General features: G+C 68.9%; 15 protein-coding genes and 1 pseudogene. 9 read left to right on the top strand and 7 right to left on the bottom strand.

Going from position 1 to position 14614, the window contains the following annotated elements; genetic code table 11:
• Positions 1–205 precede the first annotated feature (205 nt).
• Positions 206–1042, bottom strand: coding sequence for an SDR family oxidoreductase (locus tag IBX18_RS33775; protein ID WP_194837529.1), 837 nt, complete (start codon positions 1040–1042; stop codon positions 206–208).
• A gap of 66 nt (positions 1043–1108) precedes the next feature.
• Positions 1109–2524, bottom strand: a complete 1416-nt coding sequence (locus IBX18_RS33770) for an MFS transporter (protein ID WP_228542187.1) — start codon at positions 2522–2524, stop codon at positions 1109–1111.
• Between the two features lie 131 nt (positions 2525–2655).
• Here IBX18_RS33770 and IBX18_RS33765 point away from each other — a divergent pair, with 131 nt between their 5' ends.
• Together IBX18_RS33765 and IBX18_RS33760 are read left to right on the top strand one after the other, a co-directional pair.
• Positions 2656–3384, top strand: coding sequence for a TetR/AcrR family transcriptional regulator (locus IBX18_RS33765; RefSeq protein WP_228542186.1), 729 nt, complete (start codon positions 2656–2658; stop codon positions 3382–3384).
• Positions 3385–3400: 16 nt separating this feature from the next.
• Positions 3401–3946 carry a GNAT family N-acetyltransferase gene (locus IBX18_RS33760; RefSeq protein ID WP_306796530.1) on the top strand — a complete coding sequence of 182 codons (546 nt, stop codon included), beginning with the start codon at positions 3401–3403 and terminating at the stop codon, positions 3944–3946.
• Between the two features lie 166 nt (positions 3947–4112).
• Here IBX18_RS33760 and IBX18_RS33755 read toward each other — a convergent pair whose 3' ends face one another.
• Together IBX18_RS33755 and IBX18_RS33750 are read right to left on the bottom strand one after the other, a co-directional pair.
• Positions 4113–5663 (bottom strand): glycerol-3-phosphate dehydrogenase/oxidase, encoded by a 1551-nt coding sequence (locus IBX18_RS33755; RefSeq protein WP_194837528.1) that lies wholly within the window; start codon positions 5661–5663, stop codon positions 4113–4115.
• A complete protein-coding gene (locus tag IBX18_RS33750) occupies positions 5660–6280 on the bottom strand; it encodes a TetR/AcrR family transcriptional regulator (protein WP_194837527.1) in 621 nt (206 codons plus the stop codon). Before IBX18_RS33750 ends, IBX18_RS33755 begins: the two co-directional genes overlap by 4 nt.
• 138 nt (positions 6281–6418) lie before the next feature.
• Here IBX18_RS33750 and IBX18_RS33745 point away from each other — a divergent pair, with 138 nt between their 5' ends.
• Both IBX18_RS33745 and IBX18_RS33740 read left to right on the top strand, forming a co-directional pair.
• A complete protein-coding gene (locus IBX18_RS33745; protein ID WP_194837689.1) occupies positions 6419–7996 on the top strand; it encodes an FAD-binding oxidoreductase in 1578 nt (525 codons plus the stop codon).
• The gene (locus IBX18_RS33740) at positions 7993–8937 is read left to right on the top strand and encodes a diacylglycerol kinase (protein WP_306796529.1); all 945 of its coding nucleotides are present in this window, start codon (positions 7993–7995) and stop codon (positions 8935–8937) included. The genes IBX18_RS33745 and IBX18_RS33740 overlap by 4 nt, the downstream gene beginning before the upstream one ends.
• Before the next feature lie 97 nt (positions 8938–9034).
• Here the strand turns inward: IBX18_RS33740 and IBX18_RS33735 are convergent, their stop codons facing one another.
• Positions 9035–9709 carry an AAA family ATPase gene (locus IBX18_RS33735; RefSeq protein WP_306796528.1) on the bottom strand — a complete coding sequence of 225 codons (675 nt, stop codon included), beginning with the start codon at positions 9707–9709 and terminating at the stop codon, positions 9035–9037.
• 131 nt (positions 9710–9840) lie between these two features.
• A complete protein-coding gene (locus IBX18_RS33730; RefSeq protein ID WP_194837525.1) occupies positions 9841–10434 on the bottom strand; it encodes a helix-turn-helix domain-containing protein in 594 nt (197 codons plus the stop codon).
• A gap of 173 nt (positions 10435–10607) precedes the next feature.
• On the opposite strand from IBX18_RS33730, the gene IBX18_RS33725 reads away from it, so the two are divergent.
• On the top strand, positions 10608–11531 hold the full coding sequence (locus IBX18_RS33725; RefSeq protein WP_194837524.1) for an NAD(P)/FAD-dependent oxidoreductase: 924 nt from the start codon (positions 10608–10610) through the stop codon (positions 11529–11531).
• A 132-nt stretch (positions 11532–11663) separates the two neighbouring features.
• Here IBX18_RS33725 and IBX18_RS33720 read toward each other — a convergent pair whose 3' ends face one another.
• On the bottom strand, positions 11664–11978 hold the full coding sequence (locus IBX18_RS33720) for a helix-turn-helix transcriptional regulator (protein WP_240771706.1): 315 nt from the start codon (positions 11976–11978) through the stop codon (positions 11664–11666).
• Between the two features lie 172 nt (positions 11979–12150).
• Between IBX18_RS33720 and IBX18_RS42465 the strand changes: the two are divergent.
• The 4 genes and pseudogenes from IBX18_RS42465 to IBX18_RS33705 all read left to right on the top strand — a co-directional run.
• Positions 12151–12486: pseudogene (locus IBX18_RS42465) on the top strand (class I tRNA ligase family protein); the annotation flags it as partial.
• On the top strand, positions 12463–12714 hold the full coding sequence (locus IBX18_RS42460) for a hypothetical protein (RefSeq protein ID WP_306796545.1): 252 nt from the start codon (positions 12463–12465) through the stop codon (positions 12712–12714). The pseudogene IBX18_RS42465 and the gene IBX18_RS42460, both read left to right, overlap by 24 nt.
• 95 nt (positions 12715–12809) lie before the next feature.
• Positions 12810–14180 (top strand): folylpolyglutamate synthase/dihydrofolate synthase family protein, encoded by a 1371-nt coding sequence (locus IBX18_RS33710; RefSeq protein WP_228542243.1) that lies wholly within the window; start codon positions 12810–12812, stop codon positions 14178–14180.
• Positions 14177–14593, top strand: a complete 417-nt coding sequence (locus IBX18_RS33705) for a DUF4233 domain-containing protein (protein ID WP_147128828.1) — start codon at positions 14177–14179, stop codon at positions 14591–14593. Before IBX18_RS33710 ends, IBX18_RS33705 begins: the two co-directional genes overlap by 4 nt.
• Positions 14594–14614 lie beyond the last annotated feature (21 nt).

Below are 14614 nucleotides of genomic sequence, written 5' to 3'. Positions count from 1 at the left end.
CCATGATTCTGGTCGGTCGGTCGGCGGCGGGCACGCCACAGGCGGTGGTGGCGTTCGTCCTATTCGGTCCGGGGCGCAAGTGTGGCGACCATCTCGCCGACACTCGGCTCGAGCACCAGTCCGCGCGTCGCCCGTGTCGTCGGTCGGTGCAAACGTTTCCGACAGCCGGATGTGCGGCTGTCGGAAACGGATCAATGGCACAAGTTCAGCCGGTGAATACGGCGGCGTTCTCCTCGAGCCAGCTGGTGAAGCTGCGCGCCGGTCGCCCGGTGAGGGTGCTGACATCGTCGGTGATTGGACTCGGGACGCCGTCGCAGCGACGCCAGTATGCGAGCAGACCGTCGGCGAAATGAGCGGGAATGTGCTCGGCCATCTGGTGTTTCCACGCTTCGGGAGTCACGTGGTCGATGGCGATGGTGCGGCCGATGACCTGGGCGACGCGGTCGAGCTGCTCGGTGAAGGTGAGGGTCTCGGGACCGGTCAGGTGGTACTGGCCGCCCCGCGAGTCCGGCTTGGCGAGCAGGGCATACGCGGCCTCGGCGATATCGAGCTCGTGGATCGGATCGCCGTACGCGTTCGGGTACGGCAGGCTGATCGGTTGACCTGCCTTGATCGCCCAGGCCCAGCTACGGGCATTGCCTGCGAAGGCCCCCGGGCGCAGCACGCTGACGGTCATCGGGGCGTCGGCGAGTCCGAGTTCGGCGTCGAGATGTGATTTCGCGACCGGGTTGGTCGCGGCGTCGGGATCGAGCACCGAGGACGACGACAGCAGGACGATGTGCTCGACATCGGATTCGGTTGCGGTGGTGACGAATTCGCTGATGGTTGTGCCCTCCGCGTACAGGAATACCGAGGTGACGTCGGCGAGGGCCGCGGGGAAAGTGGTCGGATCGGTCAGGTCACAGGCGACAGTCGGCACGTCCGCGGGAACTCCGAGCTGCTCGGGGTGGGCGGATCCGACACGGACGGCGAGGCCGTCGGCGCGCAACAGGTCGAGCAGGTTGGTAGCGACCGCGCCGCGGCCGCCGGTAACGAGAATCATGAGAAGTCCTTGGTGAGTAGTTAATTGGGTGCTGATCGTCGTTGGCGGACGTTCATAGCGGGTGGGTCAGAGCTCGGCCGGTGCGTTACGCGGCATCAGCCGAACGAATGCGCAGCAGACGACGGTGCCCACGGCAACCAGCACCAGGCTGACGATCAATGCGTGCGCCTGCCCCGAGCCGACGGTGTGGAAGTACACCGTGGTGACGGCGGCCGCGCCGATGGCATTCGCGAGTTGCTGCACGGCAGTGAGAGACCCACTGGCACTGCCGGTTTCAGCCTGCTCGATATCACCGATGGTGACTTGGTAGACGGTGCCGAAGCAGGTACCCATGCCGAGCCCGAGGACCAAGACGGGCGCGGCGAGCGCCCACGGCCCGACGGTTGTTCCCGCGGTCAGCGCCAGCACGAGCAGCAGCCCGATGCCGACAAGGGTGATCAGCAAGCCGATCAAGATGAGATTGCGGCCGAGCCGGGCGATGTACTGATGCGCCGCGATCGAGGCGAGCACGATGCCCACGGCCAGCGGCGCGAGACCGAGCGCGGCGCCGGTCGGGCTGTAGCCGAGCCCGGTTTGCAGGAACAGCGACAGCACGAAGAGCAATCCGGACACCGCGGCGAAGAACACCAGTCCGAGCAGCAGTCCGGAGGTGAAGCCGCGGTTCTGGAACAGCGTCGGCCGGATCAGCGGTTCCGCGGCGGTCAGCTGACGCCGGATGAACAGGCCGAAGCAGACCAGGCTGCCGAGGAGACAGCCCAGCGGCAGCACGGTCCAGCCGCTGGCCGCACCGTCGATCAGCCCGAACAGCGCACCGAACATGGCGACACCGAGCAGTGCCGCGCCGAGCCCGTCGATGGCGATGGTGCGGTCACCGGTGTCGGGCGGTAGCAGGCGATAAGCGGCGGCGAACGCAGCGCCGCCCAGCCCGATATTGATCAGGAACATGGCGCGCCAACCGAGGTCGAACAGATCGGCATCGATCAGTAAGCCGGCCACGATCGGCCCGCCCACCGCGGAAAGGCCCAGAGCCGGGCCGAAGACGCTGAACGCCTTGCCCAGTTGTTCACGCGGGAACACCGCGGTGAGGATGCCGAAACCCTGCGGGATGAGCAGCGCACCGAACGCGCCTTGCACCAGCCGGGCCACGATGATCGAGACCGGATCGAAGGCCAGGCCGCAGGCGACCGAGGCGACGGTGAACCCGGCGAGCCCGATCAGGAACAGGCGGCGCTTACCGAAGCGGTCGCCGAGCCGGCCGCCGACGACGAGCAGCACGCCCAAAGCGAGGGCGTAGCTCGCGCCGAGCCACTGGATCAGGGCCTGCCCGCCGCGCAGGTCCGCGGCGATCGTGGGAGCGGCGATGTTGGTGATCGTCGCGTCGAGCAGGTCGAGGATGTCGGCCGCGAGGATGACGGCGAGTATTGCCCACATGCGGCTGTTGACCTGGTGGTTCGCCGCTGTGGACTGGGTGGGGATGGTCATGGGACACCTCCTTCGAGGTGGAGGAGAATGATCGAACTTTGATCGTTACGAACGATGTTCGTTGCGAAGACACTACGAAACGAACACTGTTCGTGTCAAACGGCGTTCGTTCAACGCGTATGCTCGACGCCATGAGCGAGCGCGGAAAGCGAGCAGGTGGTTTCGGCACGGCCGAGCGAGGCGTGGTCATGAATCCAGCACCTGTCAGCCGCCGAGCTCGCCCGGCGAAGGCACCGCTGAGCCGCGACGTGATCATCGAAACCGGCCTGCGCGTTCTCGATCAGGACGGCCAAGCCGCGCTGACCATGCGCCGCGTCGCCCAGGAACTCGACACCGGCGCGGCCTCGCTCTACGTCTACGTCGCCAACCGCGACGACCTGATGGCCGCCATGCTCGACCACGTGCTCGGCACGATCGAGGAACCGACCGGCGGCACCTGGCGCGAACGACTGTTCGCCCTGGTGGAGGCTGCGGTCGTAGCGATGAGCCGGCACGAGGGACTGGCGCTCGTTGCGCTCGGAGCGATCCCGACCGGGACGAACGCACTCGTGCTCGTCGATCGGATGCTGGCCCTGCTCGCCGAGGGCGGGGTGGACGAGCGCACCAACTCGTGGGCCGTCGACCTGCTGTTCCTGCACATCACCGCGGTCGCCGCCGAACAGAGCGCCTACAACACCAAAGGGATGCGCGCCGAGGCGCACCTCGCCGAGGTCCGCGAGCGCTTCGCCGCGCTGCCGGCCGAGCGCTATCCGATGATCGTGGCCCTGGGAGACACCATGATGTCGGGCGAGGGAGACCAGCGTGCCCGATGGGCACTTCGGGTGCTGATCGAGGGCATTCTCGCCACGCCCGCCACCTGATCTCTATGATGCGAAGGTGTCCGTGATCCGACCGGCGACCGACGACGACTTGCCAGTCCTGCAGGATATCGAGATCGCAGCGGGTAGACCGTTCGCGGAAATCGGTATGACAGCCGTGGCGGAGGATGAACCGCCGCCCTTAGAAACCTTGCGCGAATTCCAGCGCGCCGGACGCGCGTGGGTCTGGACCGACGACGGCGACCACCCGATCGGTTATCTGGTCCTCGGCGTCGTCGACCAGATGGCGCACATCGATCAGGTGTCGGTGCACCCCGACCACCGGGGCCGCCGGATCGGCAAGCAGCTCATCGACCACGCCGTGTTCTGGGCCAAAGACCATGGCATGCAGTCCATCACCCTCACCACCTTCGTCGACGTCGCCTGGAACGGCCCGTACTACGAGCGCCTCGGCTTCCGCTACCTGCCCGAAGAGGAGCAGACACCGGGTCTGCACGCCATCCGCGCCGCCGAAGCGGCTCACGGCCTGGACGACTGGCCGCGTGCCATTATGTGCGCCGATATCGACTCGTGGACGTTCGACGGATCCGTCTCGGAAACCTGAACGGCCCCCCAGCACCTGAGTGGCCGCTGCACCGACCGCCGCGGTTCCACCCCGCCACAGCCGCACCCACTTCGGCATCCGCACGCGTGTCAGGGCGGCGAGTCCGAGTGCGGGACCTCAGAAGGTGTGCGGCTGTGGCCGCAACCTTTGGTAGTCGCGCAGGGACCTAGGTGGCCGGTGCCAGAGCGGCCACCGCGGCTGGGGTGGCGGCTGCGCGGTCTTCGGCGATCAGGCCGATCCGGGTGCGGCGGTCGAGCAGGTCGTCGGCGTCGAGTGCGCCTTCGTGGGTGACGGCGAAGTGGAATTCCGCTGCGGTGACGTCTATTCCGGGTGTCACCGGTTGGGCCAGTGCCGGATTGTGTTGGGCGGCAGCGAGAACGGTCGCTGCTTCGCTGCCGTAGCGGTCGATCAGCACCGGGGGCGCGTCGATGCGATCGCGCGCGGCGCCGGACACCGCGCCCACCAACGGAAGTCGGTTGGTGCGGCACGGGCCCGCGGTGAGTCCGGCGCGGGTGACGGCCGCATCGATGACGTCCTCGGCCATCTGGCGGTAGGTGGTGAGTTTGCCGCCGACGATGGTGATGACTCCGGTGGGGGAGTGCAGGACCGCGTGCTTGCGGGAGATGTCGGCGGTGCTGTCGTCGGCGGTCTTCAGCAGCGGACGCAGGCCCGCGTAGGTGCCGCGAATGTCGGCACGGGTCAACGGTTCACGCAGCGCGGTGTTGATGGTGTCGAGCAGGAAGTCGATCTCGGACTCGGTGGGTTTCGGCTCGTCCGGGACCGGACCGGGGGCGTCCTCGTCGGTCAGGCCCAGGTACACGCGGCCGTGCGCGGCGGGGAAGGCGAAGACGAAACGGCTGGTGCTGCCCGGCACCGGGACGGTCAGCGAGGCGGTGAGCCCGCCGAACGACGCGGCGTCGAACACCAGGTGGGTGCCGCGGCTGGGGCGCAACTCGATGCTGGGATCGACCTCGCCGGCCCACACACCGGTGGCGTTGACGACAGCGCGGGCGCGCACGGACATGGTCTCGCCGGTCAGTGTGTCCCGCAGTCGGGCCGAGTTGCCGTTCACGTCAAGGGCTTCCATGCGGGTGAGCACCGTCGCCCCGTGCGCTGCCGCGGTACGCGCCAACGCGACCACCAGGCGGGCATCGTCGACGAGCTGACCGTCCCACGACTGGAGCCCGCCGCGCAGCCCGTCGCGGCGCACGGTCGGTGCGAGCCGCAGCGCCTCGGCGGCCGCGACCCGGCGCGAGCGGGGCAGGATCGCGGCCGGGGTGCCCGCTCCGCGGCGCAGCGCGTCACCCGCCAGGAAACCCACCCGCACCAGCGCACTCTGCGCGGCTCCGATGCCGGGCAGCAGCGGTACCAGCTGGGGCAGCGGACGGACGAGATGCGGCGCCGTGGTGCGGATCAGAATGCCGCGCTCCACGGCGCTCTCGTGCGCGATGCCGACCTGACCGCTGGCCAGATACCGCAGCCCACCGTGCACCAGCTTCGAACTCCACCGGCTGGTACCGAACGCAAGGTCGTGTCGCTCCACCAGCACCGTGCGCAGCCCGCGCGCCACCGCGTCGAGCGCGGCGCCGACACCGGTGACACCGCCGCCGATCACCAGGACGTCGATCTCGCGCCCGTCACCGAGCTGCCGCAGCTCCCTGGTGCGGCGTTCCGCGTTGAGGGCCGAGTCGCCGGTGACAACCGAATTCCTGGTCATCGCAATGCCTTTCCGAGGTCGGTGCCGTGCCGATCGGCCGGCACGAGATAGCCGTCGAGTGCGTGGGACAGCTCCGTGTCCAGGTCGGCTCCGGCGAGCAGTGGTTCGACCGTGCCTGCCGACTGAACCGCGGATTGCGCGATCAGCAGGAGCATGGTGGCCAGCTGCACGGGGTCGCCGTCGCGAATGGACCCGTCTTGCTGGCCCGCTCGGATGCCCGTGGCGAACAGCTCGATCAGCGCGCGCTGGTTGCGGCCGAGGCGGCCGAAGACATAGGTGAGCATCAGGTCGGTGTCGGCACGGAAGATCTTGCCGAACAACGGGTTCGAGCGAACCTTCGCGGCTCCCGCGACGATGCCGGTGACCAGCCGGGTGCGGCCGGGACCCCCGGTGGGCATGGTGGCGTCGACGATCGCGCGCAGCTCGCGGACCAGCAGCTCGGCGACCAGCGCCCCGGTGTCGGGCCAGCGTCGGTAGACGGTCGGCCTGCTGACGCCCGCGCGCCGGGCCACCTCGGTGAGGGTGGTGCGGCGCACGCCGAACTCCGCCACGCAGCGGCGGGCGGCATCGAGGATCGCGAGATCGATGGCGGAAAGCGGGTCGTCGGGAGCGGTCAAAGGTTCACCTCGGTGAGCTTGGCTCGTTACTGCTTGACATTCTATGTCAAACTGTAACGCATGGTCGAGACGCAGAAGTACCCCGGCGACGCATCGGCTCCGGCGGAAAACTCGGGCGCAGCCGAGGCCGTGGCGAGTATGGTCTGGGATGCCTGGGGCATTCCGGCCGGACACAAGCCGCTATCGGCACAGATCCGGGGCCTCCTCACGCAGGTGTTCGGAGTGTCCGGCGACCCGGTGGCGCGCCGCGATGAGGGCGAAGTGCCACTTCGAGAGTCGGCGCTGACGCCTACCCGACGAGACGGGTTGGTCGAGGTGGTCGGCGCGGACAACGTCTCGACCGACCACCGCGACCGCTTACGGCACGCCGGCGGCAAGAGCACCCCTGACCTGCTGCGTCGCCGTGCCGAGGGCCCGCAGGACGCCCCGGACGCCCTCGTCTTCCCCGCCGATCACGACCAGGTGCTCGCCGTGCTGGCCTACTGCGCCGAGCACGCCATCGCGGTCGTGCCGTTCGGCGGCGGCACCAGCGTGGTCGGCGGCGTCGATCCAGTGCGCGGCCGCTTCGACACCGTGATCGCGGTGGACCTGCGCAGACTCGACGCGGTGTCCGAGATCGACCCCGTAAGCGGCATGGCCACCCTCGGGGCCGGGCTCACCGGCCCGCGCGCGGAGGAACTGCTTCGGGCGCAAGGGCTTTCGCTCGGCCATTTCCCGCAGAGCTTCGAATTCGCCAGCATCGGCGGGTTCGCCGCCACCCGGTCGTCCGGGCAGGCCTCGGCGGGGTACGGGCGGTTCGACGACATGGTGCAGCGGCTGAAGATCGCCACCCCCACCGGCACACTGGAACTCGGCCGTCCGCCCGCCTCGGCGGCGGGCCCGGACCTGCGTGAGCTGTTCGTCGGCTCGGAAGGCGCGCTCGGTGTGATCACCGAGGTCACCGTGCGCGTCCACCCCGTACCGGAAACCACTGCCTACCAAGGGTGGTCGTTCCCCGACTTCGAAACCGGCGCCGCCGCACTGCGTTCGGTCGTGCAGGCGGGTGCCGCACCGACGGTGCTTCGTCTGTCCGACGAGGCCGAGACCGGGGTCAATCTGGCCCGCTCCAGCGATATCGGCGGCAACGCGATCGCCGGCTGCCTGGCCATCACCACCTTCGAGGGCACCGCGGCGCATGTCGCGGCACGCAGCACCGAGGCGAGCGCCTTGCTCACCGCGGCGGGCGGCACCGCGCTCGGCGAAACTCCGGCCAGGGAATGGGAACACGGCCGCTTCGGCGCGCCGTACATGCGCGATGCGCTGCTGGACGTCGGCGTGCTGTGCGAAACGCTGGAGACCGCGACGACCTGGGCGAACCTCGCTACGCTCAAGGCGAAGGTGACTGCCGCGCTGACCGATTCGCTCACCGGGCAGGGCACCCCGCCGCTGGTCATGTGCCACATCTCGCACACGTACCCGACCGGTGCATCGCTGTACTTCACCGTCGTCGCCAAGCAGCTCGATGATCCGATCGCGCAGTGGCACACGGCGAAACAGGCTGTCGGCGACGCGATCGTGGCCAACGGCGGCACCATCACCCACCATCACGCGGTCGGCACCGACCACCGCCCATGGCTGCCCGCCGAGGTCGGCGATCTCGGTGTCCGCGTATTGCGCGCCGTGAAGGCCGAATTGGACCCGGCGGGCATCCTCAATCCTGGAAAGCTGATCCCGTGACGCAGAATTCGATCCGAACCGTGCGTGCCGTCACCGTGGTGACCAACCCGCGTGCAGGACACGACGTCGCGGATGCGGCGATGGCACAGTTGCGGGCACGCGGTGTCGACGTCGCCGAGGTGCGCGCGCCGTCGGCCGCCGAAACGGTTCGGCTGGTGCGGGACTCGATCGCGCAGGGCAACGGCGACGCGGTGGTCTGCATCGGCGGCGACGGCCTGATCAACGTGACCCTCGACGCCGTCGCGCACACGGGTGTGCCGCTCGGCATGGTCCCGGCGGGTACCGGCAACGACCTCGCCCGGGAACTGGGCGTGCCCACCGAGGATCCGGTCGCCGCGGCCGACCTGGTGGCAGACGGGAAGGTCCGGACCATCGACCTCGGCCGGATCGAACCGTCCGCGCCGGGATCGGCGCCGATGTGGTTCGTCACCGTCACCGGCACCGGGTTCGACGCCCGAGTTACCTTGCGCGCCAACGCTATGCGCTGGCCCAAGGGTCGTCTGCGCTACACCGTCGCCGCGCTGGCAGAGATCTCCGGCCGCTTCACCGTGCCCTATCGGGTCGAGCTGACCGGCGCGGTCACCGAGGGGCTGACGAACCCGGGGGCGGGTTCGGAAGTGGCGACCAACGCGGTGATGGTCGCGGTCGGCAATACCCGCACCTACGGCGGCGGCATGCTGATCTGCCCGGATGCGGTGCTGGACGACGGCCTGCTCGACCTCACCGTGGTCGGCGGTCTGTCCCGGGTGGAGATGCTGCGGCTGCTGCCCGCACTGTCCGCGGGCAAACGGCAGAATCACCCGGAGGTCAAGCAGTATCGCGCCGCCGAGATCACCCTGACCGCGCCTGGCGCCCCGGCGACCGCCGACGGTGAACCCGCAGGCACGTTACCGATCACCATCCGTGCCGTACCGAGTGCGCTGACAGTGCTGGTTCCCTGAGCTTGCATCGCCCGGTTCCCGCGCAGGCGGGAAACGAATGGTGTCACAGGGCTTTCACCGATCCGACCCTTCGCGCCGACTGGCGGGAACGGGTCTTCTACGCGGCGAAGGTGACCCGGTTCATCTGATTGATGTTGCTCCGGTCGACGATCACCAGTGACTCGGGCGCGGGCCGCAGACCGCCACCCGCCCGCAGTCGCTGCATCAACCGCCGCCAGCGAAAGCAGTGCAGCACGAAGGTCATTCGATTGGACCGCCGCCCGCGCGCCTGCTGCCCGGCGCGGGCCACCGCGGCGGGCACATCGAGCAGGATCACGTGCAGCTCCCTGCCGTACCCCGCGGCCCAGAGGGCGATGATCCACCGCGCCCAGCCGGTGGTGGCACAGTCGTGGATGACCACCGGTCCCTCCGTATCCCGCAGTGCCCGACGAATTCCCGCGAAGTGCACGACATGGACGACCGGCCGCCACAGCGAATACGGCAGCCAGCCGAGCCGGTGCCGCAACCGATTCCGGGCTTGCAGCGAGTCCAGCACGAGCGATCCCTCCGGCCCGCCGGAGGGGTCTTCGGCCTCGGTGGTGGCGCCGAAGAACCGGCGCAGCACCGTGCTCTTGCCCGCCCCCGGTATCCCGGCGACGACCAGCGCCGCCATCGGCGGATACTGCAATTCATCGATGACCCGGCCGCGCAGATCGTGCACGGCATCCGGTGCGAGGAAAGACGATATCGCCTCGGGGGGGTGCGGTGGCAGCACGACGAGCGGAGGGTTCACCTCTTCCAGAGTCCCTAGCCGGACTTGTTCCGGCAACGGGGAAAACCCTGATTTTTCACTCACACCCTCCAGCCTCCGCATCCGCGGCCGATATCGCAACAACGGACAATACGGGCGCGGTCGAATCGTGACTATCCCGATCGGCCGCCGCGGCTGCGCGCGCGGACGTGCATGCGCTCGCCCTGGCTCCCGAAGAGGCTGAGAATTTCGACCGGGCCGCGGCCGGTGGAGCCGAACCAATGTGGTTGCCGGGTATCGAATTCGGCGGCTTCGCCAGGTCCGAGGACGATGTCGTGCTCGCCGAGCACCATCCGTAGCCGACCGGACAGTACGTACAGCCACTCGTACCCTTCGTGCACGCGCGGCTCCGGCTCGGTGCGGTCGGCGGGCATCACCATCTTGAATGCCTGCAACGGTCCTGGCTGACGAGTGAGCGGAAACACGGTGATACCGTTCACCTTTCGTGCCGGAGCATGCACGCGGGGGTCGGCGATCCTCGGTGCGGCGACGAGTTCGTCCAGCGGCACCTGCAGGGCCAGCGCGATCGGCAACAGGAGTTCCAGACTGGCGCGGCGCTGCCCGGACTCCAGCCGGGACAGGGTGCTCTTGGAGATCCCGGTGGACTCCGCCAACGCCGTCAGCGTGACATCGCGGTGCGTGCGCGCCGCCTTGAGCCGCGGACCGATGTCGGCGAGCGCGGCGGCGATGGTCGGCTGGTTCTGCATGACTCCAGTGCACCTCGAATTCCCGGAAACGGCAATATAAGTTGCTGTAATCGCGACGAGACCGGCAACCTCTTCAGTGGAGGTGATCGCTAGATGAGCGAGCGAAGCGAGCGAACAATGGACACAGCCGAGCATTCGCTCGTGCCGGAGCCGAGCGTCAGCGAGGCGGAGGCATGAGCGAGAAGTACGACGTAGTGGTCGTCGGCGGGGGCGCGGCGGGACTGTCCGCAGCGCTGGTGCTGACCAGGTCCATGCGCACGGTGGCGGTAGTGCGAGGTGGTGCGCCACGCAACGCCCCCGCCGAACACATGCACGGATTCCTCACCCGAGACGGCATGTCGCCGGGCGAGCTACTGGAGCGAGGCGCGGCGGAAGTCGCCGGATACGGCGGCGAGCTGATTGACGACATCGTGACCAGCGCCGAAAAGCCCGGCCCCGATGATGATTTCACCGTTCGACTGGCAAGCGGGCGGACCCTTACCGCACAGCGCATCCTGGTCGCCACGGGTCTGCGCGATGAGCTGCCGGACCTGCCCGGCGTGCGCGAGCGGTGGGGCATCGACGTGCTGCACTGCCCGTACTGCCACGGCTACGAGGTGCGCCATCAGCCGCTCGGTCTGCTCGGCGGTGCCGATCCACGGGTGCCGCACCTGGCTCTGGTGCTACCGCAGTGGTCGGCCGAGGTGACCTTGTTCCAGCACACCATGGAGTTGCCCGACACCGATCGGGCCCAGCTCACCGCGCGCGGCGTCCGCATCGTCGAGGGCGAGGTCGCTCGACTCGTCGTCGACGGCACCTTGCGCGGCGTGGAACTGGCCGACGGACGCGCGGTGCCCTGCTCGGCCATGTTCGTCGCGCCTACCTTCGTGCCCAACGCCGACCTGCTGCACGCCCTGGGTTGTGACTTCGACGAGAAGGGCTGGGTGATCGCCGACCCGTCCGGGCGGACCAGCGTGCCGGGCGTCTGGGCAGCGGGCAACGTCGCGAACCCCGCAGCCCAGGTCGTCGGCGCGGCGTCGGCGGGCTATTCGGCGGCGGTCGCGATCAATGTCGACCTGGCGCAAGCGGCCGCCCAGATGCCCGTTTCGACCGGTTAATCCGGAGATCAGGGGTAGAAAATGCCGGAAGCTGAGAATTGCTTATGGATTCGAGAACCCTTCCAGCTGGGACGGTAAGCTTTCTGGTGTAGGCGGAGTCTTCGGTGTCCCTCATCCACCGAAGACTCCGCCTTACTTTTTGTCCGGATCCCGGGCAATCTCGTTGTGCGGCAACCGGTGCCGCGACCCCAGTCGCCGCAGGCAGGACACTTCCTCCTCGGTCAGCAGCAGGGCCCGCGCGATCCCGGCGAGCACCTCGTCCGAGACATGGGTCACCCGGCCGAGCTCCAGCCGGGTGTACTGATCGACGCTCAGCCCGGCCAACTGGGCCACCTCTTCGCGACGCAGCCCGCTCACCCGGCGCGGGTTGCCGACGGGTGGCAGACCGACTTGCTCCGGCGCGATCGACGCGCGCTTGCCCCTCAGGAATTCGCCGAGCTCACTCACGTCGGCAAGTTTCACATGACCCGAGGCTCGGCCTGTCCACCGCGCCGCGGGCCGCCGGGCTCAGCCGCCGTCCGGCCGCCACCGCGCGCCGAATCGCCGCACGACGGGATTGATTCCGGCGCCGCCCCGCACCCTGCGGAAAACGGTTGAGCCCGACCACTAGAATCGTCGGGTGACCAGCGCAGCCCCTGACAATTCGCGTAATCGTGCCGATGCCCTCCCCAAGAGCTGGAACCCCGGCGAGGTAGAGGCCTCGATGTACGAGCGCTGGGTAGCCGCTGGCTATTTCGAGGCCGACGCCACCAGCGACAAGCCGCCCTACTCGATTGTGCTGCCGCCGCCGAACGTCACCGGCAACCTGCACATGGGCCACGCCCTCGACCACACGATCATGGACGCCCTCACCCGCCGCAAGCGCATGCAGGGCTACGAGGTGCTGTGGCTGCCGGGCATGGACCACGCGGGCATCGCCACCCAGACCATCGTGGAGAAGCAGCTCGCCGTCGAGCTGGACACCTCGGGTGCGGTCGACTTGGACGCCGAACGCCGTCGCCTCGAGAAGGACCTGGCCGCCGCTGAGAAGGAATTGGCGGGCACCACAGCCAAACTCGGCAACGAGGCCTTCCTCGCCAAGGCGCCGGAGCCGGTGGTCGTGAAGATCAAGGACCGCCAGGAAGTCGCCGCCGCCGAGGTGGCACGCATCGGTGCCCGGCTCGCGGAACTGAGTAGCAAATGAACCACGAACCCGAACCCCAGTACGGCGACGAGCTCCGGCACCCGGCCGCCGGGCCACGGCTGAGCTCCGGGCCGTCACCGGTCGAGCTGGCCGAAATGGCGCTGGTGGAGGCCGAACTCGACACCCGCTGGCCGGAAACCAAGATCGAGCCGTCGCTCACCCGCATCGCCACCCTGATGGATCTGCTCGGCTCGCCGCAGCAGAGCTACCCCGCGATCCACGTCGCGGGCACCAACGGCAAGACCTCGGTGACCAGGATGATCGACGCGCTGCTCACCGCGCTGCACCGGCGCACCGGCCGGATCACCAGCCCACACCTGCAGCTGGCCACCGAGCGGATCAGCATCGACAACGCGCCGATCACGCCGGCCAGGTACGTGGAGACCTACCGCGAGCTGCAGCCGTTCATCGAGATGATCGACGCGCAGTCGGCCGAGGTGGGCGGGCCGCGGATGAGCAAGTTCGAGGTGCTCACCGGCATGGCGTACGCGGCGTTCGCCGAAGCGCCCGTCGATGTGGCGGTGGTGGAGACCGGCCTCGGCGGCACCTGGGACGCCACCAACGTGATCGACGGTCAGGTCGCGGTGATCACCCCGATCGGGCTGGACCACACCGACTACCTCGGCACCGATCTCACCTCCATCGCGGGGGAGAAGGCCGGGATCATCAAACGCGCGCCGGAGAGCCTGATTCCGCGCGACACCGTCGCGGTGATCGCCGAACAGGACCCCGAGGCGATGGAGGTGCTGCTGCGCCGCGCCGTCGAAGTAGACGCCGCGGTGGCGCGTGAAGGCGGCGAGTTCCGGGTGCTGGCCCGTCAGATCGCGATCGGCGGCCAGCAGCTCGAACTGCAAGGCCTCGGCGGGGTGTACGACGAGATCTTCCTGCCGCTGCACGGCGAGCATCAGGCGCGCAACGCGGTGCTCGCGCTCGCGGCGGTCGAGGCGTTCTTCGGCGCCGGTGCCGACCGGCAGCTCGACATCGAGGCCATCCGTGCGGGTTTCGCGAGCGTGACCAGCCCGGGCCGGCTCGAGCGGATGCGCAGCGCGCCGACCATCTTCATCGACGCCGCACACAACCCGGCGGGCGCGCAGGCGCTGGCCTCGACGTTGACCGCGGAGTTCGACTTCCGCAAGCTGGTCGGTGTGGTCTCCGTGCTCGCCGACAAGGACGCCGACGGCATCCTCACCGCGCTGGAACCGGTGCTCGACGAAATCGTCGTCACCGCCAACGGTTCGCCGCGCGCGATGGACGTCGACCTGCTCGCCGACCTCGCCGTGCAGCGCTTCGGCGACGAGCGGGTGATCACGGCACCGACGCTGCCGGACGCGTTGGAGACCGCGATCGCCATTGCCGAGGAAGTCGGCGAGTCCGGGGAGATGGTGTCCGGCGCCGGGGTCGTGGTGACCGGCTCCGTAGTGACGGCGGGCGCGACGCGTGCGCTGTTCGGAAAGGACCCCGCATGACCGAGCCCACCGCACAACCCGATTCGGTGCCCGAACCCGCGACCGATCCGTGGAAGGGCTTCCGCGGGGTGATGGCGGGCACGCTGATCCTCGAGGCGATCGTGGTGCTGCTGGCGCTGCCGGTCGTCGGCTCGGTCGGCGGCGGAGTGACGTGGGCTTCGGGGACCTACCTGGTGGTGCTCGCCGTGGTGATGTTCCTCGGTGCCGGATTGCAGCGCCGGTCATGGGCGATGTCGTTCAACCTCGGGCTGCAGGTTTTCGTGCTGCTCGGCACCTTCATTCACCTGTCCATCGGGATCATCGGTGTGGTGTTCGCGGTGGTCTGGGGGTTCATCCTGGTGCTGCGCGCGGACGTCCGCGGGCGGATGGAGAAGGGCCTGCTGCCGAGCCAGCGGATCCAGCGTTCCTCCTGACCCCTAGCCGGGCTCGCCACC

Source organism: Nocardia sp. XZ_19_369 (assembly GCF_015355715.1).
GTDB lineage: Bacteria > Actinomycetota > Actinomycetes > Mycobacteriales > Mycobacteriaceae > Nocardia.
The sequence above is the reverse complement of the archived record's forward strand: the minus strand, read 5'-3'. Positions and strand labels throughout refer to the sequence as shown.

Excerpts from the sequence above, each read along its gene's own strand:
- IBX18_RS33775 (WP_194837529.1), bottom strand. The coding sequence starts at position 1,042 with ATGATTCTCGTTACCGGCGGCCGCGGCGCGGTCGCTACCAACCTGCTC.
- IBX18_RS33770 (WP_228542187.1), bottom strand. The coding sequence starts at position 2,524 with ATGACCATCCCCACCCAGTCCACAGCGGCGAACCACCAGGTCAACAGC.
- IBX18_RS33765 (WP_228542186.1), top strand. The coding sequence starts at position 2,656 with ATGAGCGAGCGCGGAAAGCGAGCAGGTGGTTTCGGCACGGCCGAGCGA.
- IBX18_RS33755 (WP_194837528.1), bottom strand. The coding sequence starts at position 5,663 with ATGACCAGGAATTCGGTTGTCACCGGCGACTCGGCCCTCAACGCGGAA.
- IBX18_RS33745 (WP_194837689.1), top strand. The coding sequence starts at position 6,419 with ATGGTCTGGGATGCCTGGGGCATTCCGGCCGGACACAAGCCGCTATCG.
- IBX18_RS33730 (WP_194837525.1), bottom strand. The coding sequence starts at position 10,434 with ATGCAGAACCAGCCGACCATCGCCGCCGCGCTCGCCGACATCGGTCCG.
- IBX18_RS33725 (WP_194837524.1), top strand. The coding sequence starts at position 10,608 with ATGAGCGAGAAGTACGACGTAGTGGTCGTCGGCGGGGGCGCGGCGGGA.
- IBX18_RS33710 (WP_228542243.1), top strand. The coding sequence starts at position 12,810 with ATGGCGCTGGTGGAGGCCGAACTCGACACCCGCTGGCCGGAAACCAAG.
- IBX18_RS33705 (WP_147128828.1), top strand. The coding sequence starts at position 14,177 with ATGACCGAGCCCACCGCACAACCCGATTCGGTGCCCGAACCCGCGACC.